General features: G+C 36.7%; 14 protein-coding genes and 5 pseudogenes. 2 read left to right on the top strand and 17 right to left on the bottom strand.

Going from position 1 to position 23,646, the window contains the following annotated elements; all coding sequences use genetic code 11:
- Positions 1-29 precede the first annotated feature (29 nt).
- Positions 30-342 (bottom strand): annotated as a pseudogene (tnpA, locus tag HMPREF9182_RS10105) (IS200/IS605 family transposase); the annotation flags it as partial.
- Positions 327-1,344 (bottom strand): annotated as a pseudogene (locus tag HMPREF9182_RS10995) (transposase); the annotation flags it as partial. The pseudogenes tnpA and HMPREF9182_RS10995, both read right to left, overlap by 16 nt.
- A 177-nt stretch (positions 1,345-1,521) precedes the next feature.
- On the opposite strand from HMPREF9182_RS10995, the pseudogene HMPREF9182_RS09645 reads away from it, so the two are divergent.
- Positions 1,522-2,594 (top strand): annotated as a pseudogene (locus tag HMPREF9182_RS09645) (transposase).
- 99 nt (positions 2,595-2,693) lie between these two features.
- Here the strand turns inward: HMPREF9182_RS09645 and HMPREF9182_RS08400 are convergent.
- The 8 genes and pseudogenes from HMPREF9182_RS08400 to HMPREF9182_RS08365 form a co-directional block, all read right to left on the bottom strand.
- Complete coding sequence (locus HMPREF9182_RS08400; protein ID WP_009754672.1) at positions 2,694-3,617, bottom strand: ATP-binding cassette domain-containing protein; 924 nt, start codon at positions 3,615-3,617, stop codon at positions 2,694-2,696.
- Between the two features lie 10 nt (positions 3,618-3,627).
- Complete coding sequence (locus HMPREF9182_RS08395) at positions 3,628-4,695, bottom strand: ABC transporter ATP-binding protein (protein WP_009754289.1); 1,068 nt, start codon at positions 4,693-4,695, stop codon at positions 3,628-3,630.
- Positions 4,696-4,703: 8 nt separating this feature from the next.
- Complete coding sequence (oppC, locus tag HMPREF9182_RS08390) at positions 4,704-5,630, bottom strand: oligopeptide ABC transporter permease OppC (RefSeq protein WP_009443525.1); 927 nt, start codon at positions 5,628-5,630, stop codon at positions 4,704-4,706.
- A pseudogene (locus HMPREF9182_RS08385) lies at positions 5,630-7,125 on the bottom strand (ABC transporter permease). Before HMPREF9182_RS08385 ends, oppC begins: the two are co-directional and overlap by 1 nt.
- Before the next feature lie 65 nt (positions 7,126-7,190).
- Positions 7,191-9,167, bottom strand: coding sequence for a peptide ABC transporter substrate-binding protein (locus HMPREF9182_RS08380; protein WP_009754690.1), 1,977 nt, complete (start codon positions 9,165-9,167; stop codon positions 7,191-7,193).
- Positions 9,168-9,643: 476 nt separating this feature from the next.
- Positions 9,644-11,626, bottom strand: coding sequence for a peptide ABC transporter substrate-binding protein (locus HMPREF9182_RS08375; RefSeq protein ID WP_009443916.1), 1,983 nt, complete (start codon positions 11,624-11,626; stop codon positions 9,644-9,646).
- A gap of 348 nt (positions 11,627-11,974) precedes the next feature.
- The gene (locus HMPREF9182_RS08370) at positions 11,975-13,741 is read right to left on the bottom strand and encodes a peptide ABC transporter substrate-binding protein (RefSeq protein ID WP_009443950.1); all 1,767 of its coding nucleotides are present in this window, start codon (positions 13,739-13,741) and stop codon (positions 11,975-11,977) included.
- Between the two features lie 394 nt (positions 13,742-14,135).
- Positions 14,136-16,091: a peptide ABC transporter substrate-binding protein gene (locus tag HMPREF9182_RS08365; protein WP_009754924.1), complete on the bottom strand. Its 1,956-nt coding sequence runs from the start codon at positions 16,089-16,091 to the stop codon at positions 14,136-14,138.
- Positions 16,092-16,352: 261 nt separating this feature from the next.
- Here HMPREF9182_RS08365 and pbp3 point away from each other — a divergent pair, with 261 nt between their 5' ends.
- Positions 16,353-17,594, top strand: coding sequence for a D-alanyl-D-alanine carboxypeptidase PBP3 (gene pbp3, locus HMPREF9182_RS08360; RefSeq protein WP_037602838.1), 1,242 nt, complete (start codon positions 16,353-16,355; stop codon positions 17,592-17,594).
- 120 nt (positions 17,595-17,714) lie between these two features.
- Here the strand turns inward: pbp3 and HMPREF9182_RS10985 are convergent.
- The 7 genes and pseudogenes from HMPREF9182_RS10985 to HMPREF9182_RS08325 form a co-directional block, all read right to left on the bottom strand.
- Positions 17,715-17,945: pseudogene (locus HMPREF9182_RS10985) on the bottom strand (IS5/IS1182 family transposase); the annotation flags it as partial.
- 304 nt (positions 17,946-18,249) lie between these two features.
- Positions 18,250-18,732, bottom strand: coding sequence for a transcription elongation factor GreA (gene greA, locus HMPREF9182_RS08350; protein WP_009443744.1), 483 nt, complete (start codon positions 18,730-18,732; stop codon positions 18,250-18,252).
- A gap of 93 nt (positions 18,733-18,825) precedes the next feature.
- Positions 18,826-20,451 carry an endolytic transglycosylase MltG gene (gene mltG / locus HMPREF9182_RS08345; protein WP_037602832.1) on the bottom strand — a complete coding sequence of 542 codons (1,626 nt, stop codon included), beginning with the start codon at positions 20,449-20,451 and terminating at the stop codon, positions 18,826-18,828.
- Positions 20,452-20,505: 54 nt separating this feature from the next.
- Complete coding sequence (locus HMPREF9182_RS08340; protein WP_009443622.1) at positions 20,506-21,015, bottom strand: GNAT family N-acetyltransferase; 510 nt, start codon at positions 21,013-21,015, stop codon at positions 20,506-20,508.
- Between the two features lie 3 nt (positions 21,016-21,018).
- Positions 21,019-21,516: a GNAT family N-acetyltransferase gene (locus HMPREF9182_RS08335; RefSeq protein ID WP_009443218.1), complete on the bottom strand. Its 498-nt coding sequence runs from the start codon at positions 21,514-21,516 to the stop codon at positions 21,019-21,021.
- Between the two features lie 12 nt (positions 21,517-21,528).
- Complete coding sequence (gene murC, locus HMPREF9182_RS08330; protein WP_009754508.1) at positions 21,529-22,860, bottom strand: UDP-N-acetylmuramate--L-alanine ligase; 1,332 nt, start codon at positions 22,858-22,860, stop codon at positions 21,529-21,531.
- Positions 22,861-22,991: 131 nt separating this feature from the next.
- Entirely contained in the window at positions 22,992-23,642 is a 651-nt protein-coding gene (locus tag HMPREF9182_RS08325) for a hypothetical protein (RefSeq protein WP_009443111.1), read from the bottom strand.
- Between the last annotated feature and the right edge of the window lie 4 nt (positions 23,643-23,646).

Genomic DNA, 23,646 nt, shown 5'->3' with positions numbered 1-23,646 from the left:
TGCTCTTGACTCTTAAAGAGGCTTTGGTATTACTTGCCACTATCCCTAAAGAAGATCCTCATATTTCTTACACTCAATTTATCTAGTGCTATATCATGCTTTTCCTGATCTTGAATATAGTTTTTGATGGTAGATTCATTAAGCACTACTGTACTAACGTAACAGCCTTCTGCCCAGAAATAGCGGTTCCTAAACTTATACTTGAGATTGGCATCTTAAGAGCACTTTTCCCTTTTAAATACCCCATGAAACTGAAAACACTTACCCTAGTGAAATACTCACTAATATATGTATATGATCCGGCATCAAATGATCCTCGATTATTTCAACTTGGGAGTACTCCCATACTCACAATAACCTTCTTGTGTAGTAGTGAGATAGGTTAATACCTGATTCTCTGGACAGAGATAACAATCATAGTAGTCATCATAAACAAAGTCATTGAGTCTTGAGTTTCCCTTAACTCCTTTGGGACGAGTCCAAAAGAAAATAGGGACGATATTTCTCTTTAATAAAATACCGGGCAATAGCTAGGGTCTTGTAGCCTGATTCCGCAATAATGTAGCGGCGTGAGAAAAGTTCTAACTTTGAAAAAAGAGAAAGAAAAGCCTGGCTATCATGAACATGTCATGCCTCAACCATATAAGTCAAGACACAACTATGCTTATCACAAGCTAATTGGAAAGAATAGGCAAATACTTTCTTGTGCTCCCCCTTTTGGAATCAACCACATTCGGCGTCTATCGTTGAGATTTTCTTTTCCTTATCCTCAATTTCTTTTGCAAGCTTTAAGAACTTTTTCCCATGTTTTCTCTAATCTAAATCAATCTCAACTTTCAATTGATCACTCATAAATTTTGCTTGTTGCTCAACGATTTCCTTACGATACTTGTGGCTATTAGCTACTACTTTGTTATGGGCACCATCCACAAATAGTTCTGAAAGATCAATTAAATCACCACATAAAGCTTGGTTGAGGATCTGTAAGAAAATATCAGAAATCAGTTCTTTCTCTTGAAAGCCACAGTTGTATTTCTTCTAATATATGGTAAAATAAGAGTCCTTATCATTCAAGGTTAGAACAAGAAACCAACGATAGGCTACATTGACTTCAATCTCTTTAATGGTTTGGCGCATAGAGCGAATGCCTTAAAAACATTGGACCAGAGAGATTTTAACTAACATGACAGGATCTAGACTAGGACGGCCATTATCCGAGCTATAGGTATCTTCAAACGAGTCATAGATAAAATCAGAATCAATCTTCGAATCTACATAATTTTTTGGGACCAATTTATCTAGCAAGTAAAAGCCATATTGGCGACGAGTGGCGCTTATAATCAAGTTTTTCTTTGTAAAACCTAAGGAACAACCCTCAACTCTTCTTAACTCTATTATTGCTTTATAATTTCTGTAGTAGATAAATCCACCATAGGAACTATGGAACCTATTTTGTTGTAGAAAAAAAGTCCCATAAGACCTATAATGAAAAGTGACCAAACCATCATTAGAAAGAATCTTATGGAACGACAAAATTTTATCAAAAGCTTACTCAGAATGAAAGACAAGAACATCATAATCTTGGATGTTCTAGATACTGGAACTCATAAAGAAATCATCGCTAAACTAGATTATCCTGCTCCTAACTGTCCCCACTGTCAAGGACAAATGGTTCAATATGGCTTCACAAAAGAATCTAAAATTCCCTATCTAGAGTGTGCGGGATACAAAACGCTGATTTGACCGTTTTCAATGTAAAGAAAGTATGTAGGAAAGTAGCTGTCGCTGAGACTTCTTTAGTCAAGAAAAACCATCAAATCGCGACCATAGTCAACCAGAAAATCACTCAAAATTTAATCGAGAAAGTCCCTATGACAGCTATCCCTAAAAGGCAAGATGAGCTTCATTGCACAGGATTTTGATTCAAGAAAGATTGTAGCTATCTTAGATGGGCGGACACAAGGGACTATTCGCAATCATTTCCTTCGTTATTCTAGACAGGTGAGAAGCCTAGTAAAATTCATTACAATGGACATGTTTAGACTTCACTATGATATCGCTTTTACATTGTACAATACCTAGGCCGAGCTATGAACCTGCTTCGTATCTAAATCATGAATCAGTTGGATAGAAAATCGCATGAATATAAAACATTCAAACGTTACTGGAAACTCATTCCGTAAACTCAGCCATAAACGATTTTATCGCCCAACTTTTCGTATGCACTTAACTAATAAAGAGATTCTTGAAAAAATTCTCTCTTACTCGCAAAAGATCAGAGAACACTACTCTTGCTTTTTCATTTTCAAGAGAAATAGGCAGAGCAGGTCTTTGGTCTCATTGAAGATACAATTTCTTGTGCAAATCTTATCTCTCCAACTGTTTTTAAGAACTTTTTGAAAGATAAGGATAAGATTACGAACGCACTGGAACTGCTCTGCTCAAACGCAAAACTAGAAGCTACTAACAACCTCATCAAGATCATCAAGCGAAACGCTTTTGGCTTTCCGAACTTTGAAAACTTTAAAACTAGAATCCTCATCGCTTTGAACATCAAAAAGAAGAGGACAAATTTAGTCCTCTCCAGATTGTAGCGTTTCATAAATTTACTACAGTTGACAAAGAGTCTAAAAGTTAGATCTTTTTTGTCTAACTTTTAGGATGCATGTCAAATCCTAGCTTTGCCTTTTATTTTATAATTCTTCTTTATATTTTTGAACTTCCTTTTGATTTGCCCAAACAAAATGCCCTGGTTTTATCTCAACCATTTCAGGTTTATCAACAGAATAATCATGCTGTTCTGGATCATAAACTTTTAGAACTTTTTTACGTTCTAAAATTGGATCTGGAATTGGAACAGCTGATAATAACGACTGCGTATATGGGTGTATTGGATTATTAAAAAGTTCTTCTGTTTCTGCAACCTCGACAATTACCCCTTTATAAATCACCGCAATGCGATCCGAAATAAAGCGAACCACTGATAAATCGTGAGCAATAAATAAGTAAGTCAGACCAAGCTCTTTTTGAAACTTCTTAAGCAAATTTAAAACTTGGGCTCGAACTGATACATCAAGAGCTGAAATTGGCTCATCAGCTATGACAAAATCCGGTTGCATTACTAAAGCCCGAGCAATTCCAATACGTTGGCGTTGACCACCTGAGAACTCATGTGGATAACGAGTCAAATGTTCTGCTAGCAAACCAACTTCCTGGATGATATTTTTAACTTTTTGTACGCGTTCCTCTTCATTTTCGAAAAGGTGGTAATTATATAATCCTTCAGAAATAATATAATCAACTGTTGCACGTTCATTAAGACTGGCAGCAGGATCTTGGAAAATCATTTGAATTTTACGAATAATCTCTGCTGACTCTTGTCCAGATTTTTTGCCATTGATTTTCTTTCCATCAAAGATAATGTCACCTTTGCTAGTGTCATTTAAACCAATGATCGCACGTCCAATAGTTGTCTTACCAGATCCAGATTCACCTACGAGTGAAAAAGTTTCACCTCTGTTAATGAAGAAATTCGCATTCTTGACAGCAACGAATTTTTTCTTCCCTTCGCCAAAGGAAATCTCCAAATCTTTAATTTCTACTAATTTTTCAGACATTTCCTTCCTCCTAATCTTCTAACTGAGTGAAGCCCATGTTTAAGCGGATCTTTTCATGCAAATTTTCAATGACTTCTGGTTTGTGAACTTCTGGTGCGTTTTCATGAAGCAACCAAGTTTTAGCCCAATGAGTATCTGTCACTTTGAATTTTGGTGCTTTTTCTTCAAAGTCAATCTGCATAGCATAATCAGAACGCAAAGCAAACGCATCACCTTTTAACTCAGTATAAAGCGATGGTGGTGTACCTGGAATAGAGAACAGCTCTCCGTGGTCATTTGCTAACTGAGGCAAGCTTGAAAGCAAACTCCATGTATATGGATGCCGCGGATCATAGAATATTTCCTCCACTGTTCCATACTCTACAATTTCACCTGCATACATAACTGCAACCTTATCAGCAATACTTGCAACTACACCTAAATCATGAGTAATGAAGATTGTTGTAAAATGGTATTCGTCTTGCAATGACTTCAAAAGATCAATAATTTGAGCTTGGATAGTCACATCCAAAGCAGTTGTTGGCTCATCACAGATAAGAATATCTGGACGACAAGCTAAGGCAATAGCAATAACAATCCGCTGACGCATCCCACCAGAATATTGGAACGGATATTCGTCAAAACGGCGTTTTGCATCGGGAATACCAACTTTTTCCATATAATCGATTGCTAGTTCTTTAGCTTCTTTTGCATCTTTTCCTTGGTGTTTGATAATTACCTCAGTAATTTGGCTTCCGATTGTATTAATCGGGTCCAAACTAGTCATCGGATCTTGGAAAATTGTAGCAATTTTTGCTCCACGGATCTTTTCCCAATCTTTATTTGTCTTAAGAACTGTAAGATCTTGACCACGGTAATCAATAGACCCTTGAGCAATTCGCCCATTTTCTTCTAACATTCCAGTAAAAGTCTTAGTCAATACAGACTTACCAGATCCAGACTCACCTACTAGTGCTAACACTTCTCCTTCAACCAGATCAAGCGAAACGCCACGAATAGCTGTTAGGACTTTATCACGAACGTCAAATTCCACGACAATATCGCGAGCAGTCAATATTACATTTTTATTATTTGTCATATTTACTCCTATCTATGTGTACGTGGGTCACTTGCATCCGCCAAATTCTGTCCTACAATAAAGAGAGACAAGGAAACTAAAATCAACGTTGTTAACGGAATCCAGAAGAGATAAGCGTTAGTTGTTACGTTTTGCGAGTAATCAGAAATCAAACGCCCCAAACTTGGAACAGTGACAGGAAGCCCTAGACCAAAGAAGGATAGAAAGGCTTCGTATGAAATAAGTGTCGGCAACATTTGAGAACTAGTTGTCATAATAACGGACACTAATTGCGGCATGATATTTCTCACAACAATTTTAAATGTAGAGGTACCTAGTGTACGGCTGGCAAGGTTGTACTCTAAATCACGATAACGCATAATTTGCACACGAATTAAGTAAGCAATCCCAATCCACGATGTAATCGTCATGGCAAAAATCAAATTCCAAAAACCAGCTCCGATTGAGTATGTCAAAACAATAACAATTAAGAGTTGAGGGATATTAGAAATGACATTGTATACTTCCATCATCACTCGATCGACAGACTTGGAGATTCCCCAAATTCCTCCGACAATAATACCAATAACTAAGTTGATCGCTGTCGCAATTACCGAAATTAAAATAGAATTTCGGGCACCAAACCATACTCCATCAAAAAGTGATTTACCATTACTATCTGTACCAAACCAAAACTCTCCGTTCGGCGCAATATAACGTGCGCTAAAGTCATTTACTTTACTCACATCATTGTAGTCAAAGTTTGATACCATCGGATAGATGAAGCTCATTAATATAATGGTCAATAAAATTGCCAACATGATAATTGTCGATTTCTTTTTAAAGAACTGACGAATTACCGATTTCCAGTATGAATATGCTGGTGCATCAATTGTTTCAGAGGCAAAATCATCGCGTTTGACAAATTGAAACTTATTTTTATCAATAGAAGCCATTATTTACCTCCTTTTGCTGTTAATTTAATACGTGGATCAAGCATTGTCATCAGAACATCACCTAAAAGCAAGGCAAAGACAGACAAAGCAGTGAAGATAAACACCAGACCCACTACCATAGAGTTATTAGATGCTTTAACTGAGTCAATCAGCATTTTCCCCATACCAGGAAAGGCAAAAACAGTTTCTGTCAATGTCGCCCCTTGGATAACACCAATGACTGCCCCAGGAATCCCTGATACCAAAGGAACCATAGCATTTTTGAAAATATGCTTGTTAGAAATTTCTTTTTCAGATAAACCTTTCGCACGCGCAAAGCGGACAAAGTCTTGCGACTGTAAGTCAATCATATAGCGACGAATCCAAATCGCTGTACTTGGAGCACCTAAGAGACCGAGGATAACTGCAGGTAAGACATAAGAACGCCAGTCTCCAGCTCCTAGAATTGGAAATGAATCTGGTAGACCTACTGATGAGCCACCCAATCGAATGATATACACCAAAGCGATTGTTGGCAAAGCAAGTAAGAATGTTAATAAGCCAGTTAAACTACTGTCAATCCATGTATTCTTAAAACGAGCCATGTAAGAACCTAGCGGTATAGCAATGAGGTACGAAATAGTGATACCAATCAAACCAACAATAGCTGAGCTTACAAGCATTGAAGGGTATTGATAGTTGCTTTCTGTAGCAGTATAAGGATCGTCTTTTCCATAGTTAGCCACGTCGCGCGAATCAGCTTTGCTTGGTGACTTATATGTTCTTGAATAAATATTAACAGATGATGTTTTCTTTCCTGTTGGGAATTGAACTTCCGAAGTTTTCGTCTGTCCTTGTCCTTGTGAGATAACTTGTAAAACAGGAATATTCGCATATGTTGGGTAAGATTCACCTAAGTTTAATGAAATAAAGTTTTGATGAATAAAAGGAAATTGACTATTGAAGTAGAGCAAGTATTTATGCTTTGTACCAGAGCCAACCACTGACCAACCAATGGCTGGATCGTTTTCAATACGGATATAACGCTTAAGGTTAGGATTTGAATCATCCTTAATCACACCTGGATGATCAATTTGAATCAAATTGCCATAAAACCCAAGAACTCGTTCTAGTACAGGCACCTCACGAACAGCATAAAATTGCTTGTTTTCTTCAAACTGGTATAATTTCCATCCGTTGCCTAATTTTTTGATGTAAGCTTCGTATTTTTTCTTGTTTTCAGCTGTCCCTTCGACTGTCACAGAACTATCTTCTTTGCTAACTTTTTCCTGCAACTCTTTTGTGTCGTAATAGTCTACATAGCCCATACGCTCATAGATGGTATTTTCATAATTTATTTTTTATCTTTAGTCGTAGCTATTTTATTATAATTCGGGTCTTGCTTAAAAATCAATTTTCTAGGAACCATTGTATAAATAATGGTATAGGTCAAGGCCGTTACTAAGAAAATCGACACTAGGGAGCGTAAGATACGCATAAATATATATTTCTTCATTTATCGTTTCCTTTAAAATCCCAAAAGAACTTTCCCCTCTTTATAGAGAAAGTTCTGATGATTGGTTATTTCACGTGTTTTGCTAAATCATCTTGTGCTTTTTGATTTGATTCCACACGTTCTTTATTCCATTTCTCTTGTGCAGCCTGATATTCTTTAGTTGTAACTGGCTTGTCTTGTAATTTCATATATTTGTAGCTCGCCATATCACGACCTTTTGCACCAGACCAAGCAAATGGTGCTGAGAAAGGTTCAACAGTTGTCAAAACTGGACGACCAGTTTTACTTGTAGTTGGAATCAACAAAGCGCTATCTGTTAGCCATGCTTGAGCTGCAGCATATTTTTCATAGCGTTTGTTTACGTCTGTTTTTTCAGCAGCAGCTTCTTCGATCAACTTAGCATATTCATTCAATCCAACTTGAGCTGCGGCAGCATTTTCCTTCCCTTCAAATCCTAAGAAAGTCTTTGTGTTCTCACCACCCGGTTTAATAACTTCAAGGTATGTAGATGGGTCTTGATAATCTGGTGACCAACCTACATTATCCGAGATGTCCCAATCTTCTTCTGCAGCCGAAGCAGCATAATAAGTAATATTCAAAACATCATCTGTTTTCATTTGGTGAATGTCAACAACAACATTATCAGTACCAAGTGAGTTTTCAACTGATTGTTTCAAAGATTGAGCACGTTGAACTTTTGCAGTTGCTGTTTGTTCTACAGGCATATCCAAGTGAATTGGGAATTCAACTCCTTCTGCTTGTAGTGCTGCTTTTGCTTTTGCAAACTCTGCTTTTGCTTTTTCTTTGTTATAAAGACCATCTTGCGCATCATCAAAGTTCACATCTTTCCATTCGTCACCATAACTTGCAACTTTTTCTTTTACAAGCTCACCAAAGCTCTTACCATTTGCCTGAACAAAAGTAGGTGGGATGTAAAGATTGCGAAGCATTTTTGTTGCGCCTTCTTTACCGTTGACTTGCGATGCGTAGGCCGTTCTATCAAAAGCGAATGACAAAGCTTGACGGAAGTCTTTATTCATAAGCGCTTTTTTAGTTGCAGATTTTTGGGCATCGCTTGTCTTAGATGTATGATTGTAAGACTGACGATCAATATTTACCCCAACCAAATAGCTTGTAGAATCTTGCGGAGTGTAAACAATATTTTCTTTAAATTTTTCTTGAATTTTAGAGAATGTTGCACTTGTTGGAGCCAAGCGGGCAACACTGAGAGCTCCTTTAGCAAACTGCTCAGCAGGCTTACCTTGATCTTGTCCGTCGTAGTAGCTCAATTTTACATCACTTAGGTGAACATTGTCTTTATCCCAATAGTTTGTATTTTTAGCAAACTCAATAGAAGATTTTGATGTAATAGACTTAAGCAAGAACGGTCCATTATAAAGGAGACTTGTTGGATCTGTTGACTGAGCAAATTTATCACCTTTAGAAGTAACAAATTCTTCATTTACAGGATAAAGTATTCCCATTGTTGTTTTGGAATTCCAAAAACTCTCTGGTTCATTTAAAGTATATTGGACTGTATGGTCGTCTACTGCTTTTACGCCTACTGTTGAGAAATCTTTCGTTTTACCATTGACATAATCATCTAAGCCTTTAATAGATTTTTGAACGAGATACATCGTTTCTGACTTATGATCTGCTGCATACTTCAAACCTGCAACAAAGTCTTTGGCCGTAACATCAGCATATTCTTCCCCTTCAGATGTATACCATTTTGCATCTTTACGAAGAGTATAAGTATACGTCAATCCATCTTGAGATACTGTCCAATCTTCTGCCATTGATGGTACTAAATTTCCATAGTTATCGTTTTCCAAAAGACCATCAATCACATTTGCTGTCAAATCAGTTGTAGAGGCTTTACCAGAAATCAGATAGTTTAAGTTTTCTGGGTCAACTTCATAGATATAATTTAGAGTCTTATCTGTACTAGATGAGCTAGACTTGGAACTAGAACAAGCTGCAAGAAATCCAGCAGCTAAAAGAGTTACTCCTGCCAATGCAAGAACTTTGCTTTTCTTCATCCTTATCTCCATTTCAATTTTAGTTTTGTTTAAGATTATATCACATAATAATTTAAAAGTAAACCTGAATTGTCAGAATATTTTGTGATATTCGTCTATTTCACAATCTCTATTGTTGTTGAAATTTATATGATTAAATATTCAATAAATAAAAGAGAATGGTTTATATTATACACCTTTTGTCAAAAAAATCAATTTTTATAAAAAATCTTATTCTCTCATTTATACAAAAAAGAGAGGCTGGGACAAAAGTCCTAGCCTCTCAATTGTCTTTGGATTGTCGAGCAAAACGCAGCGGTTGAGTGGGCTCTACTACGCTGATTTCATCAGCTTTTGCAGCCCTACTCAACTGTGCGGAGGTGGGACGACGAAATCGAATTCTAACGAATTACCGATTTCTGTCCCACTCTCTCTTAACTTGAGTAAGCCGATAGATAACTCGTATGAATTACTCGTGCTCCATTTTGTTTCACGAATTATTTCACGTGTTTCGCAAGTTCTTCTTGCGCTTTCTTATTTGACTCTTCTTTTTCTTTAGCCCATTTCTTCTGAGCTTCTTCATACTCTTTCTTCGTCACAGGTTTGTCTTGAAGTTTGATGTATTTATAAAGGACAGAGCCATCCGATTTATTTCCAGTCCAACCAAATGGAGCTGTGAATGGTACGACTTTTGTCACACCAGCGCCACCACCATTAGAACTACTTGGAAGTAAGATTGAACTATCTGTTAACCATGCTTGAGCAGCTGCGTATTTTTCATAACGTTTATTTACATCTGTCTTTTCGGCAGCAGCTTCATCCAACAATTTTCCAAATTCATCCATGCCGATTTGTTTTGCAGCCTGGTTTCCACTACCGGCTTCAAATCCAAGGAAAGATTTAGTATTATCACCTGTTTCTGGGTGCAAAATTTCTAGGTATGATGACGGATCTTGGAAATCTGGTGTCCAACCAAGTTGGTCTGTAATATCCCAATCTAAAGCAGCTGCATTTGGAGCGTAGTAAGTGATGTTTTGAACATCTTCTTGAGACAACATCTGAATATCAACTACAACATTATCTGTTCCCAAACTTTTCTCAATAGTCTGTTTCATTGATTGAACACGTTTGACTCCGAGAGTATTTGTTTGGATAGCTGGAATATCTAGATGAATAGGGAATTCAACCCCTTCAGCTTGAAGAGCAGCTTTAGCTTTGGCAAATTCTGCTTTGGCTTTCTCTGGATTGTAAAGTCCGTTCGTAGCATCTGAAAAATCAACATCTTTCCACTCATCGCCATATTTCACAACATCTTCTTTTACAACATCACCAAAAGTCTTATCGCCAACTTGAACAAATGTTGGTGGTATGTAAAGGTTACGAACAGATTTAAGCGCTCCTTCTTCACCATTTACTTGATCAGAATATGCTTTACGGTCATAAGCAAAGTTCAACGCTTGACGGAAGTCTTTGTTCAAAATTGCTTTCTTAGTAGATGATTTTTGTGCATCTGTCGTTTTTGAAGTATGGTTATAACTTTGACGATCAATATTTGTGAATACTACGAAAGATGATGAACCTTGAGGTGAAAAGATAATATTGTCTTTATAATCTTTCTCTACTGAAGCATAGTTAGAGCTACGTGGATAAACACGTGCTTTACTATAAGAACCATCTTTAAATCCACGAATCAAAGATTCTTGGTCTTGTCCATCAAAGAAAGCTAATTTAACATTATCTACATGAACATTATCTTTATCCCAATAGTTTGTATTTTTTGCATATTCAATAGAAGACTTAGAAGTCAAACCTTTAAGCAAGAACGGACCATTATAAAGGAGGCTTGTTGGATCTGTTGCTTGACCAAACTTATCTCCTTTAGAGTTCAAAAACTCTTCATTAACAGGGAACAAGATTCCCATAGTTAATTTAGAGTTCCAGAAGCTCTCTGGGCGTTCCAAAGTAAATTGCAATGTATAGTCATCAACTGCTTTGATACCTACTGTAGAGAAATCCTTTGTTTCCCCCTTGATATAAGCTGCCAATCCTTTCACAGAATTTTCTACCATGTAACGGGCTTCTGATTTCTTATCTACTGCATGCTTCAAACCTGTTACAAAGTCTTGCGCTTTAACATCTGCATACTCCTCACCTTCAGATGTATACCATTTTACATCTTTTCGTAATTTATAGGTATAAGTCAGACCATCCTTAGATACTGTCCAATCTTTAGCTATTGACGGTACAAGATTACCATATTGGTCATTTTCAAACAAACCATCAATAACATTTGACGTGATATCATGTGTAGATGTTTTTGCAGATAAAGTATAATCTAAAGTTTCTGGATCTGTTTGATAAACATAAGTGAAATTAACACTTGCTTTTGAAGAACCAGACTTTGAACCAGAGCAAGCAGCCAATACACCAACTGCAAGCAAAGAAATACCTGCCATGGCTAAAACATTGCGTTTTTTCATATTTTTCTCCTATTAAAGTTAGTTTCACGTACGATTATAACACTTATCAAATAGAATGAAAACTTTTTTATTAAAAAATTCAACATCTTGTTATAATTATTTTTTATAACTAGTTATAACATTTGTCCACATCGACTCCAACTTTTTAAAACAAAAAGAAGCAGGGACAAAAGTCTTAGCCTCTCAATTGTCTTTGGATTATCGAGCAAGACGCAGTGGTTGAGTGGGCTCTACTACGCTGATTTCATCAGCTTTTACAGCCCTACTCAACTGTGCGGAGGTGGGATAGAAATCGAATTCTAACGAATTACCGATTTCTATCCCACTCTCTTTATTTTTATTTATCATTTATTCCACATGGTTTACCAAATCACTTTGCGCTTTTTCGTTAGATTCTTTCTTTTCTTTCGTCCAATCTTCAAAAGCTTTGGTGTACTCTTTTGTTGTCAGGACATCTTTCTGCAATTTCAAATATTTATAATTAGTGACAGTTCCTTTTGTTCCAATCCAAGAATAGGCACGAGTAAACGGAACCGATCTTTGAATCAAAGGATTCGCACCATTTGAAATGCTTGGTATCGTCAAACCGCTGTCTGTCAACCAAGCCTGTGATACTGCATACTTCTCATACCGCGCATTCACATCTGAGATTTCTTTATTTGCTGCATCATTCAAATCTTTGTATTCGTTTAATCCTAACGCTGATACTATATCTTGATTTTGCCCAGCTTCAAGTCCAATACTTGTTAGAAGTCCACCCTTTGTCGGATCAAATACATCTAAATAAGTAGAAGGATCTTGATAGTCTGGTGTCCATCCGCTGGTTGATAAGTCATAATCTTTTTGTGCGGCAGTGTTTGCCAGATAGCCTGTATTATTAAAATCATCCGCAGACATTTGTTGAAGATCTACAATCACATTCTCTTTTCCTAGAGCCGATTCGACTGACTGCTTGAAAGAGCTAGCCTGCTGAATTCCTGCTTTATCCGCTTGACTTACCGGCATATCCAAATGAATAGGGAAATTCACACCTTGCGCTTCTAAAGTTGCTTTTGCTTTTGCAAATTCCGCTTTTGCTTTTTCTACATTATAGAGTCCGTCTTGGGCATCGTCCAATTTCACAGAAGACCATTCTTGACCTAGAGTGGTTAATTTTTCTTGGACAACTTCACCAAAATTTTTATCTTTAATTTGTACAAACGTTGGAGGAACAGCTAGGTTTCGCAGCACCATGGTTGCTCCGTCTTCTCCATTTGTCTGAGCAGCATATGCTTTTCGGTCAAATGCAAACCCAACCGCTTGACGAAAATCTTTGTTTAAGATAGCAGCTTTGGTATCTGCTTTTTGCTTATCGTCTATCTTTGCAGTATGATGATAAGCTTGACGATTTACGTTGAAGACATAGAAGAAAGAAGTGCCTCCTTGTTGCGAATAAGTAATATTGTCAGCATACTTCTTTTTAACTGACGCGTAATTCGAACTATTCGGGAAAACACGCGCCAAGGTATAAGCTCCATCTGTGAAATTGCGAACCAGAGATTCTTGGTCCGAACCGTCATAATAAGATAATTTCACATTTTCGATCAGAACATTATCTTTGTCCCAATAATTCGTATTTTTCTTGTATTCTATAGAAGATTTTGCTGTTAAAGACTTCAGTAGATAAGGGCCGTTGTACAAGATACTTGATGGCTTAGCAGCACCAAATCCGCTTCCCTGCGATGCAAGAAAGTCCGCATTCACAGGAAATAAGATACCACTAGTAGTTTTAGAATTCCAATAACTTTCCGGCTGATTTAAAGTATACTGAACAGTATGGTCATCTAGCGCTTTAACTCCAACCGTCGAAAAATCCTTGCTTTCACCCTTAATATACGCATCCAAACCTTTGATTGAATTTTGGACAAGGTAAAGTGCTTCTGACTTTCCATCTGCAGCGTGTTTTAATCCCGTAACAAAATCTTGAGCCTTTACATCTGCATATTCTTCACCGTCAGAGGTATACCATTTAGCTCCTTTACGTAGCGTATAGGTATAAGTCAAGCCATCTTTCGATACTGTCCATTTTTCCGCTAATGACGGAACAAGATTCCCATATTTATCATTTTCCAGCAAACCGTCAACTAAGTTGCCAGTTACACTCGATGTTGTTTCTCGATTCGCAATGACATAATCTAAAGAATCTGGATCTCCACTATATACATAAGAATAGGTTTGCGAGCTTGATACAGATGAACTACAAGCTGCTAAGACCGCTGTAAAAAAACAAGGCTAGCAATTGCTATTTTTTTGTCTTTTTCATAAAATATCCTTTCAAAACTGAGGTAGTCAAGAATCCTTGGAAGATTTTCTCTTGAACTTCACTACATTTTTATGTTGTTTTTTCTATTATACTTTATTTTTAATAAAAATAAAATCATTTCGAGTCAAAAAAGCTTATTTTTTAATTTTTGTGTTAGAAAACATAACATAAAAATCTCCATACTTAATTAGCATGGAGATTTTTTTGTTATTTAGTATGCTTTGCCAAATCTTTTTGAGCTTCTGCATTTGATTTTTCTTTTTCTTTTGACCATTTTTTCTCTGCAGCTTCATAATCTTTCGCTGTAACGATATCATTTTGAAGCTCCATGTATTTGAAGACATAGGTATCTCCTTTTATACCAACGAGTGAGTATGCTTTCGTAAATGGAGTTGTCTTACGAATCGTCGGATTTCCGCCATTAGACATAACCGGGATAATCACTGAACTATCTGTTAACCAAGCTTGGGCTGCAGCGTATTTTGTATAACGGCTTGCTGTATCCTGTTTTTCAGCATCCGCAGCTTCATTCAACTTCTTGAATTCGTTAAGGCCTAGTTTTTCTGTTATGTCAGCATTTTGCCCAGGTTCCAAACCAATGTTCTGCAGCATATCTCCCTTTTCTGGGTCGAAAATATTTAGATAAGTCGACGGATCTTGGTAGTCAGGACCCCATCCTGCCAAGTTAATATCATAGTCTTTTTGGGCAGCTGTTTCAGCAAAATATGTAACGTTGTCTTTGTTTTCTTCAGACATTTGCTGCACATCAATCAAAACATTTTCTTTTCCAAGAGTCTCTTCGACGGACTGTTTGAAGGAATTAGCTTGTTGAACTAAGACATTATTCGTTTGGCTAACTGGTAAGTCTAAATGAATAGGGAATTCTACTCCTTGTGCTTGAAGAGCTTCCTTTGCTTTTGCAAATTCTGCTTTTGCTTTATCTGCATTATAAAGACCATCTTGTGCATCATCAAGTTTGACATCCTTCCATTCATCACCATAACTAGCAAGATTTCCTTCAACAACTGAACCAAAACTCTTTTCACCAATTTGGACAAATGTCGGCGGAACTAAGCTATTTCTAAGAATCTTAGTTGCTCCATCTTCACCATTTTGTTGTGCACCATAAGCTTTACGATTAAATGCAAAGTTAATAGCTTGACGGAAATCCTTGTTTAGCATAGCTGCAGTTGCAGAATTTTTCTGCACATCTGTTGTTTTGGCAGTGAAATTATACGCTTTACGGTTATAGTTGAAGGCATAGAAGAAAGTAGTTGCATCTTGTGGTGAGTAGACAATATTATCTTTATACTGTTTTTTCACTGAAGCATAGCTAGAACTAGTAGGAAACAGTCGAGCTTGTGAATAAGTACCATCACTGAAATTACGAACAAGAGATTCTTGATCTGAGCCATCATAGTAGGTTAACTTAATGTCAGTGATTTTTACATTTTCCTTATCCCAGTAGTTGTCATTTTTCTTATACTCAATAGATGATTTTGAAGTAAAAGACTTCAGTAGGTAAGCTCCATTATATAAAATTCCAGAAGGTTTAACAGCACCAAAATCTTTACCAGCAGACGCTAAAAACTCTTCATTTATAGGGAAGAGAATTCCCATTGTCGTTTTAGAATTCCAAAAACTTTCCGGTTGATTGAGTGTATATTGCACCGTATAATCATCAACTGCTTTCACTCCAACAGTTGAGAAGTCTTTATTTTCACCTTTCACATAGGCATCTAATCCTTTGATAGAGTTTTGAACAATAGGAAGAGCATCCGATTTGCTATCTGCAGCATGCTTCAATCCTGTCACAAAGTCTTTGGCTGTCACTCCAGCATATTCTTCACCATCTGAAGTATACCACTTCGCATCTTTACGAAGCTTATAAGTATAAGTCAAGCCGTCTTTTGATACCGTCCAATCTTTAGCCAATGATGGCACAAGATTTCCGTATTTATCATTTTCCAAAAGTCCATCGACCAGATTTGCAATGACATCAGACGTAGAAGCTCGATTTGAATTTGTATAATCTAACGTATTTGGATCTGTCTGATAAACATAAGAATAACTTGTTGCTGCTCCTGATTTAGTGGAGTTCCCACAAGCTGCTAAAGCAAAAATAGAAGCAAAAGCAATCCCCATAACTGCTATTTTTTTCATTGGCCTATCTCCTTTAATTGTTGTTTGTATTATTATACTCTATTTTTTTATAAAAACAAGTATTTTTTGAAATTATTTTTAAATTTTGTCTACTTTTTTGAATAAAATATCTAAAATATAGGTCTTTAAAATATAAAAAAGAGAATCATTAGAATTGTTATGTATATTTATATGGTATATTTATTCAATCTATTAGTCTTCCATTAGATGCTCACTTCATTTTATGGTACAATAGAAGCAACTCCAATCAAAGGAAAAGATATGAAGAAATTTTTTACTTTATTCATTGCTGTTTTTATTTGCTTTTATTATAGTTCCGTTGCGTTAGCTGATGGTTTTGATGCTGCCGCGAAAAATGCTATTGCATTTGATAGCAACACAGGAAAGATTCTTTACGAAAAAGAGGCCGATACTCCAGTTCCCGTTGGTAGTCTCAGTAAACTACTAACCGCCTATTTAGTATATGATGCCATACAAGCGGAAAAAATCACTATGGATAGCCCTGTTGACATTTCAGATTATTCCTTAAATCTGACAACAAATTACGATATCAGCAATCTCCCTTTAGATAAGGGACGTTACACTGTAGAAGAGCTATTAGAAGCTTCTCTCATCGCAAATGCCAATAGCGCGACTATTTCTCTGGCTGAAAAAATCGCCGGAAGCGAAAAAAAGTTTGTCGATATGATGAAAAACAAACTAAAAGAATGGGGAATCACAAATGCTAAAATCGTCAACTCTACTGGTTTAAATAACTCTTACCTAGGAGACCATATCTATCCCGGCTCTAAAAAAGATGATGAAAACCAATTAAGTGCTTATGCTCTAGCTATTATCTCCTATCACCTATTAGAAGACTTCCCACAAGTTTTGAACATCACTGAAAAAACAAGCTTTATTTTTGATGGTCTTGAGGTCCAAACTTCTAACTACATGTTAAAAGACATGCCTTCTTATCGCAAAGGGGTCAACGGGCTCAAGACTGGTGCTTCTGATCAAGGTGGCATCTCATTCATTGCTTCTGCTAAAGAAGGAGAGATGCGCCTTATCACAATCGTTTTAAATGTAGAAAATGCAGCAGAGGATATTAAGGCACGTTTTTCAGCTGCAGCTAACATTATGGATTACATTGCTAATAACTTCGTAGTGACTACTTTAGCCGAACAAGGAAAACCTTATGAGAATAGTTCTATTGCAGTTATTAATGGAAATGAAGACAAAATCAACGCTATCGCTACAAAAGATTTAAAGATCATCCAACGAATTGGAAGTGATTTGGAACCTAAAGTAACTTTCAAAACATACAAAAGCAATTACAAAGCTCCCCTTGCAGCCCGTACTCCTATCGGAACTTTAAGCTACAAAGATACCGACCTCATTGGTAAGGGCTACTTGGAAAAAGAACCAAGCGTCGTCATGCAGAGCGAAAAAGAGGTTTCTATGGGATTCTTCTTGAAAGTCTGGTGGCATGACTTTGTTGAATTTGTAAATGAGAAATTATAAAAACAACGCAAATAAAATATTTGCGTTGTTCAGATTGAATACAAACGTCATGGAGGTTTGTATTTTTTTCTTTTCGAAAATATTTTCTTCACTATATAATACTCTATCCCAAAATCTGATTTAGAGAAAATAAAAAGGGATATTCGCTATCCATTTCACTAATTTTTTAATATTTAAATACACCAAAGTAAGCCAAAATTTTTCTTTCTCTCTGCTATATCTCAAGTTATGGTGCTCCTTAGCAGTCCCAAAGAAGAGTTTAATTGTTTCTTTGAGTTTCTTATAGAGTTCCTTCATCCCTCTTTGATACCGAATCTCTTCACAATATTCAAGATCTTCTTTCCATATGTGGTAAAATGAGAGGCCTTATCATTCAAGATCAGAACAAGAAACCAACGATAGACTACGTTTGCTTCAATTTCTTTAATGGTTTGGAGCATAGAGTGAATGCTATAAAAGCATTATCAATCTTCGAATCTACTTGTTGTCGACGAGTGGCGGATTATAATCAAGTTTTTCTTTGTGAAACATAAGGACCACCTCACAACTCTTCTTGATTCTATTATATGATTTCACATCAAGAAAAGCCCTTGAAATCTTGTATTCTAAGGACTTTATCTTAAATCTGAAACGAGCTCAAGCTCGTTTTTAAAAGTTATTTAGTCTTTTCGACTTTAAGAATCTTGACATCATAGCTACCAACTGGCGTTTCTACTGTCGCTACATCACCTTTTTTCTTACCAATCAATGCTTGACCAATAGGGCTTTCATTTGAAACTTTACCCGCGAACGCATCTGCACCTGCTGAGCCAACAATAATATAGACCTCTTTTTCAGTTTGACCGATTTCTTGAATAGTAACTGTCTTTCCAATCGCTACTTCGTCTTTAGCAACTGCGTCACTATCTACAATTTCAGCATAACGAATTTTGGTCTCTAAGCTAGAAATCTGACCTTCAACAAAGGCTTGCTCATCTTTCGCTGCCTCATATTCACTATTTTCAGATAAGTCCCCATACGAACGAGCAATTTTAATTCGTTCGACAACTTCTGGGCGACGAACCAATTTTAATTCTTCTAATTCTTTTTCTAATTTTTCCTTTTCTGCAAGGGTCATTGGATATGTTTTTTCTGCCATTTTTCTCTCATTTCTTTTCTATAAAATCTTTAAAATAAAATTGAGGGTGGGCACGGCGAACGAAACTTTAGTGTTCTAACCCACTCCCAATTGTTAATTCGAACTACTTTCCTTTGTCAATTTACTATTGACATGTTCCTCAACATTTTTAGCATGTTCTTCATAGGTTGTTGCATAATAGACTGTACCTGTTTCGGTATTCGCCACAAAATATAAATAATCTGTTTTATTTGGATTGATAGTGGCTTCGATAGCTGATAAGCTTGGACTATCTACTGGACCAGGCATTAGGCCAGGGTTTTTATAAACATTAAATGCAGAATCAATATTTGTATCAATAGCTGCGTCCTCTGCTAAAGTAGTCTTTTGGCCAAGTTTACCTTGCGCATACAAAATAGCGATATTACTCTGCAAGGGCATGCCTTGATTTAATCGATTATAAAAGACACTAGCAATATTTTTGCGATCTTCATCCGTGGAACCTTCTTTTTCAACCAAAGAAGCAACACTTAAGACATCATTAACTGTTAGATTCTTACTAGACAAAGTATCGTAATACTTGCTAAGGTTACTATCCATAGCTGCCAACATCTGCTCAATTAAACTTTCAACCGTGGTATCTGCTGTATAGTGATAAGTCGCTGGGAAGAGATAACCTTCTAAGCGATATTTGACTCCCTTATCCTTTGTTGGCAGGCCACTCAGAAGTTTAGGATATTTTGCCACCATTTTTGTTATAAAAGCTTCATCTTGAGCTTTTGCTAGGAAGTCTTGAGCACTGATAGATACTTTTTTATTACTGCTCTTTTCTACCGCTTGAGCAATTTGATCCAAAGTGTAACCTTCAGGAATCGTTAACTTACCTAAACTTGGTGGCTGAGGAGTATCTGTTCCTCCTTTTTGTAATTCCTTTGCAATGCTATCAAGACTCATACTCTTTTGAAGATTATAGTAGCCAGATTGGAAATTAGCATAGCTCTTAAACTTTGTATAATAATTAAAAACTTGACTGCTCTTAATCAGTCCCTGTTTTTCTAAAATACTACCAATTTCCTTAGCACTTGATCCCGAAGGAATCTCTACTGTCACATACTCTGTTGACTTTGCATCAACAGGTTTCAAGGCAGAATCAATATAAGTATAAACAAAGACACCTGTCACAGCCAAACTGATGAATAATATCCCAACAATCGTCCAAACAATTCTTTTTGCGACGCTGTTTTGACGTTTTTTCTTGTCGGTTTGTTGGTCTTTTGCTGATCTGGATAAGGATTCGCCCTTGTCAACATCTGTTCTACGATAGGTAGCCGTTCGAGCCAAGGTTTCTTCCTCATTTGTCGGTTCTTTTTTACTTTGATAAGAAATCTCAACAGGAACTCTTGTTAAATTATCTGGCTTGAATTGAGTAGACTCTGTAGTAGTTTGGCTGTTGACTTTTATTTCTTTGCTAGCAGGAACTACTGGTGGTTCGTTCCCTGGCATCGTTTCTCTTGAAAACTGGTCTTTTTGCAAGTTATCAGAAAAGGAAAAATCTTTATTTGTTTCTGTTATATTTCTTTCTTCTGATGGAGGAAAACCATCCAAATGCGAAGGAGACTGTTGTTCTTTCCTCGCATTTGCTAAATCCCTTAAAATCTGTTCTTTAAAGCTTAATTGCTTATCATTATCTTGTGAATTTTCAGTCAAAAAATTGACCTCCTTCTTCATAATCCATAACATTATATCTTAAAACTTTGATAAATGCAATAAGATGAGGGGTTCTTTCATAATATACTAAATTTTTGTAGATTCTAAATAAGGCTCCCAAACCATATCATACCAGATTTCGTCCGCATAGGTCGATTGGGAGAGGCCTTCATTGATAAAACCATGCTTTTCATAATAAGGAATCAGATAGTCATGACAAGTTAGATTAATGCCAGCACGTCTATCTTTTATGGCTATTTTTTTCATTGCTTCTAGCAACTGTTTACCCACTCCCTTTTTCTGTGCTTCTTTGGATACAGATAGACTAGTAATCGAAATATAACCACCAGATTGAGAGCTATAATCTTCAACGGAAAGTGTAAAAGAACTATCTTGTAAATGACGTTCTGGTCTAACTGGGCCTTCTAAAAAACCTAATATTTGACCATCTTGTTCGGCTACCAAGAAGGTAGTTGGGAATAGCTCTATATGCCTAGCTAATATTTCGTGTGCAATAGCCTCTTCTGAACTAAAATTTTCTAGTTCGATTGCATAGATTGCTGATAAATCAGATAAATTTGCTGTACGAATTTCCATGACTCACTCCTTACAATAGGGATTTTCCCAAATCATTTCAAAATAAGGCTCTTGTGAATGAAGTATCTCAAGCAAGCCTATATCTACAAAACCATTCATTTCATAGTAGGAGAGCAAAGACTCAGTGCAAGAAAGAAGAATGCCTTCATGTTCTTTTAAAGCAACCATTTCTTTTAAGGATGCTATCAGTAAGGTTCCGATCCCCTGCTTTTGAAAGTTGGGATGAACGGACAATCTCTGCAGTCTCAGAAAATCTGATTGTAGGGGATTCTTCACAACATCCATCAAATCCCCTTTTAAGAGAGAATGCGAAGAAACCGCTGATCCAATAATGTAACCAGCGATTTCTCCATTCAAATCTGCTATCAAAAAAGTATCAACCATCAACTCTTTTAACGTTTCGGGTTGAAATGCTTCTTTTGAAAAATTTAAACCTTCAATATAAGCAAGCTCTTCTACGTCAGCTAATTGCGCCTGTCTAATACATATAGGTGATTCCATTTCAACTCCTTATTATTGCACATTGCTAGTTAAGTTAGATAGCAAGCGTTCAAACGAGTATTCGTATGTTTGGATATCTCCTGCTCCCATAAAAACATAGACAGCATTATCATGGTCTAACAGCGGAGATACATTGTCTACGCTAATCACTTGTACTCGTTTAACGATTTTCTCTGCCAAGTCTTCTACCTTAACATCTCCATGATCTACTTCTCGAGCAGAACCATAAATTTGTGCCAGATAAACTGCATCTGCTTGGTTCAAGGCATCGGCAAATTCATCTAAGAGAGCAATTGTTCGTGTGAAGGTATGCGGTTGAAAAATTGCAACAATTTCTTTACTTGGATATTTTTGGCGCGCAGCATCCAATGTTGCTATAATTTCAGTTGGATGATGAGCAAAATCATCAATAATCACCGTTCCATTAACAACTTTCTCTGTGAAACGACGTTTCACTCCGGCAAAAGTTTTCAGATGTTCTTTTACCAAATTCAAGTCAAATCCTGATACATACAGCAAGCCAATAACCGCTGTAGCATTCATGATATTATGGCGTCCAAAAGTCGGAATGTGAAATTCGCCTAGTTCTTCCCCTCGATAGGAAACCTTGAATGTAGATCCCGTTGTTGAGCGTAGTAAGTCGTGAGCGATAAAATCATTTTCCTTTGAAAAACCGTAATAGTAAATCGGTGCATCAGAAGTAATGCGGCGTAGCTGCTCATCTTCGCCATAAATGAAAAGTCCTTTTGTAATTTGCTTCGCATAATCATTAAAGGCATTAAAGACATCTTCCAGACTAGTGAAATAATCCGGATGGTCAAAGTCAATATTGGTAATAATAGAATACTCAGGATGATAAGGCATAAAATGGCGCTCATATTCGTCTGATTCAAAAACAAAATACTTAGCACCAGCTGAGCCACGACCAGTCCCATCTCCAATCAAATAGCTAGTATCTGTGATATTTGAGAGAACATGAGATAGAATACCTGTTGTGGAAGTTTTTCCATGAGCGCCTGCCACACCAAAGCTCACAAAATCACGCATGAAGCTTCCTAAAAACTCATGGTAACGTTTATAGCTAATCCCATGTTCATTCGCATAGGCGATTTCTACATTATTATCTGGACGGAAAGCATTGCCTGCGATGATTTCATACTCAGATTTGATATTTTTCTCGTCAAAAGGTAAGATCTCAATCCCCGCTTGTTCAAGTCCTCGCTGAGTAAAATAATATTTATCCACGTCGCTTCCTTGGACTTTGTGTCCCATCTGGTGCAACATCAATGCTAAGGCACTCATTCCTGAGCCTTTAATCCCGATAAAATGATAGATTTTGGTCATGTGGTTCATCCATTCCTTTCATATTGAGGTTGCAAAAGCCCTCTTCAATTTCTTCATCATTCAAATTATTAAGCGCAAAACGAAACTTGACATGAGATGGTCATATCAAGCTCCACAAATCTTTTGATATATCAGACTTGATCAAAGTGCGTCAAGTTTAATTCTGTTGCAACTGTATGTTCTTTTTTCTCTTGTATCTCTTGATTGTTATAAACTTGGCTTGTCTTCAAAAAGTCATAATTATTTTTCTTTTCAACTACAGGCGCTTCTTCTGACACTACATCGTTAGCCGGCAAATCTACTACGATATAATCATCTTGTTTTAAATGTTGAGCATATTTAGCAAATTCACCTGGGTTTTCTTTTTGGAAGAAAGCCGTTGGTTGTACTTTAGTAGTCGTTGATTTCCGTGGTGAAAGTCCTAGTGTACTCCGGTGTTTTTTAGGTACCACATCACTAGTCAAATAAGATGCCGACCGTTTTTTCTTTAAATCAGCCCGTGCTTCTTCACGCGCTAACTCGGCATAACTCTTTTCTGGGCTTTCAGAACCAAATGATCGGCTAAGCTTGCTTGCAAGTGCTTGCTTGCGTTTTTCTGCTTGTGAAAAATCGCCATGTGGCATTGTTGCTGCACTTGGAGTCCGTTCTTCAGAATAGTTTTTATCTTGGTAATCGCCTTTGATATTACTGATAAAATCAGCTTCATCATAAAGATTCATGTAAGGCACTTCTGATAAAATCACCTCATTATCAGAAACTAGAGGAAATTTCGTATTTGTCATGCTT

Source organism: Streptococcus sp. oral taxon 056 str. F0418, assembly GCF_000220065.1.
Lineage (GTDB): Bacteria > Bacillota > Bacilli > Lactobacillales > Streptococcaceae > Streptococcus.
The sequence above is the reverse complement of the archived record's forward strand: the minus strand, read 5'-3'. Positions and strand labels throughout refer to the sequence as shown.

Coding starts and splice junctions, on each gene's coding strand:
- HMPREF9182_RS08400 (WP_009754672.1), bottom strand. CDS start 3,617: ATGTCTGAAAAATTAGTAGAAATTAAAGATTTGGAGATTTCCTTTGGC.
- HMPREF9182_RS08395 (WP_009754289.1), bottom strand. CDS start 4,695: ATGACAAATAATAAAAATGTAATATTGACTGCTCGCGATATTGTCGTG.
- oppC (WP_009443525.1), bottom strand. CDS start 5,630: ATGGCTTCTATTGATAAAAATAAGTTTCAATTTGTCAAACGCGATGAT.
- HMPREF9182_RS08380 (WP_009754690.1), bottom strand. CDS start 9,167: ATGAAGAAAAGCAAAGTTCTTGCATTGGCAGGAGTAACTCTTTTAGCT.
- HMPREF9182_RS08375 (WP_009443916.1), bottom strand. CDS start 11,626: ATGAAAAAACGCAATGTTTTAGCCATGGCAGGTATTTCTTTGCTTGCA.
- HMPREF9182_RS08365 (WP_009754924.1), bottom strand. CDS start 16,091: ATGAAAAAAATAGCAGTTATGGGGATTGCTTTTGCTTCTATTTTTGCT.
- pbp3 (WP_037602838.1), top strand. CDS start 16,353: ATGAAGAAATTTTTTACTTTATTCATTGCTGTTTTTATTTGCTTTTAT.
- greA (WP_009443744.1), bottom strand. CDS start 18,732: ATGGCAGAAAAAACATATCCAATGACCCTTGCAGAAAAGGAAAAATTA.
- mltG (WP_037602832.1), bottom strand. CDS start 20,451: ATGTTATGGATTATGAAGAAGGAGGTCAATTTTTTGACTGAAAATTCA.
- HMPREF9182_RS08340 (WP_009443622.1), bottom strand. CDS start 21,015: ATGGAAATTCGTACAGCAAATTTATCTGATTTATCAGCAATCTATGCA.
- HMPREF9182_RS08335 (WP_009443218.1), bottom strand. CDS start 21,516: ATGGAATCACCTATATGTATTAGACAGGCGCAATTAGCTGACGTAGAA.
- murC (WP_009754508.1), bottom strand. CDS start 22,860: ATGACCAAAATCTATCATTTTATCGGGATTAAAGGCTCAGGAATGAGT.
- HMPREF9182_RS08325 (WP_009443111.1), bottom strand. CDS start 23,642: ATGACAAATACGAAATTTCCTCTAGTTTCTGATAATGAGGTGATTTTA.